Source organism: Nonomuraea sp. B5E05 (genome assembly GCF_039880665.1).
Lineage (GTDB): Bacteria > Actinomycetota > Actinomycetes > Streptosporangiales > Streptosporangiaceae > Nonomuraea.
This window is the reverse complement of record NZ_JBDPMJ010000070.1, coordinates 2,501-4,956: the sequence shown is the minus strand read 5'-3', so window position 1 is coordinate 4,956 and position 2,456 is coordinate 2,501. Positions and strand designations below refer to the sequence as shown.

The following is a 2,456-nucleotide window of genomic DNA, read 5'->3' as shown; positions in this document are numbered from 1 at the left end:
GTATGCTTTGTGGTCAAGTCCTCGGCCTATTAGTACCGGTCAGCTCCACACGTTACCGTGCTTCCACACCCGGCCTATCAACCCGGTCGTCTACCGGGAGCCTTACCCCCAAACGGGGTGGGAGACCTCATCTCAAGGCGAGCTTCCCGCTTAGATGCTTTCAGCGGTTATCCCTTCCGAACGTAGCCAACCAGCCGTGCACCTGGCGGTACAACTGGCACACCAGAGGTTCGTCCGTCCCGGTCCTCTCGTACTAGGGACAGCCCCTTTCAAGTCTCCTGCGCGCGCAGCGGATAGGGACCGAACTGTCTCGCGACGTTCTAAACCCAGCTCGCGTACCGCTTTAATGGGCGAACAGCCCAACCCTTGGGACCTACTCCAGCCCCAGGATGCGACGAGCCGACATCGAGGTGCCAAACCATCCCGTCGATATGGACTCTTGGGGAAGATCAGCCTGTTATCCCCGGGGTACCTTTTAGCCGTTGAGCGACACCGCTTCCACACGCCGATGCCGGATCACTAGTCCCAGCTTTCGCTCCTGCTCGACCCGTCAGTCTCACAGTCAAGCTCCCTTGTGCACTTACACTCAACACCTGATTGCCAACCAGGCTGAGGGAACCTTTGGGCGCCTCCGTTACCCTTTAGGAGGCAACCGCCCCAGTTAAACTACCCACCAGACACTGTCCCCGATCCGGATCACGGACCAGAGTTAGACGTTCAAAACGACCAGAGTGGTATTTCACCAATGACTCCACCCGAACTAGCGTCCGAGCTTCCCAGTCTCCCACCTATCCTACACAAGACGCTCCAAACGCCAATGTCAAGCTGTAGTGAAGGTCCCGGGGTCTTTCCGTCCTGCTGCGCGTAACGAGCATCTTTACTCGTAGTGCAATTTCGCCGGGTCTGTGGTTGAGACAGCGGGGAAGTCGTTACGCCATTCGTGCAGGTCGGAACTTACCCGACAAGGAATTTCGCTACCTTAGGATGGTTATAGTTACCACCGCCGTTTACCGGCGCTTAAGTTCTCACCTTCGCCAGGTCTCCCTGACTAAGCGGTCCCCTTAACGTTCCGGCACCGGGCAGGCGTCAGTCCGTATACATCGTCTTACGACTTCGCACGGACCTGTGTTTTTAGTAAACAGTCGCTTCCCCCTGGCCACTGCGACCCCCACCAGCTCACAGAGCTAGCCCGATCACCAGCAGAGGTCCCCCTTCTCCCGAAGTTACGGGGGCAATTTGCCGAGTTCCTTAACCACAGTTCACCCGATCGCCTTAGTATTCTCTACCTGACCACCTGAGTCGGTTTAGGGTACGGGCCGCCACAACACTCACTAGAGGCTTTTCTCGGCAGCATAGGATCATCCACTTCACCACAATCGGCTCGGCATCACACCTCAGGCAAAAAGAACGCGGATTTACCTACGTCCCGCCCTACATGCTTACCCCAGGACAACCATCGCCTGGGCTGGACTACCTTCCTGCGTCACCCCATCGCTTACCTACTACCCAATCAGGCCGAGCGTTCGGTCTAACATCCCCTCCGAAGAGGCAACTGACTTAAGGACTCTTAGTATCAAGGGGTTCAGTATGGGCGCATTGAAGCGGGTACGGGAATATCAACCCGTTGTCCATCGACTACGCCTGTCGGCCTCGCCTTAGGTCCCGACTTACCCTGGGCGGATTAACCTGGCCCAGGAACCCTTGGTCATCCGGCGCGAGGGTTTCTCACCCTCGATTCGCTACTCATGCCTGCATTCTCACTCGCACAGCCTCCACAACTAGATCACTCTGCTGCTTCGCCGGCTGCACGACGCTCCCCTACCCACCCACCACCCCAAAAGATGATGAGTGCCACGACTTCGGCGGTGTGCTTGAGCCCCGCTACATTGTCGGCGCGGAATCACTTGACCAGTGAGCTATTACGCACTCTTTCAAGGATGGCTGCTTCTAAGCCAACCTCCTGGTTGTCTCTGCGACTCCACATCCTTTCCCACTTAGCACACGCTTAGGGGCCTTAGTCGGTGATCTGGGCTGTTTCCCTCTCGACTACGAACCTTATCGCCCGCAGTCTCACTGCCACGCTCTCACTTACCGGCATTCGGAGTTTGGCTGACGTCAGTAACCTTGTCGGGCCCATCAGCCATCCAGTGCTCTACCTCCGGCAAGAAACACGCAACGCTGCACCTAAATGCATTTCGGGGAGAACCAGCTATCACGGAGTTTGATTGGCCTTTCACCCCTACACACAGATCATCCCCCAGGTTTTCAACCCTGGTGGGTTCGGTCCTCCACCCAGTCTTACCTGAGCTTCAACCTGCCCATGCGTAGATCACTCCGCTTCGGGTCTACAGCATGCGACTCAAACGCCCTCTTCAGACTCGCTTTCGCTACGGCTCCCCCACACGGGTTAACCTCGCCACACACCATAACTCGCAGGCTCATTCTTCAAAAGGCAC

1 rRNA gene (cut by a window edge) is annotated in these 2,456 nt (G+C 56.9%); it reads right to left on the bottom strand.

The window, feature by feature from the left end:
* Positions 1–9: 9 nt before the first annotated feature.
* A 23S ribosomal RNA gene (locus tag ABGB01_RS45690) occupies positions 10–2,456 on the bottom strand; it runs 661 nt beyond the window's last position.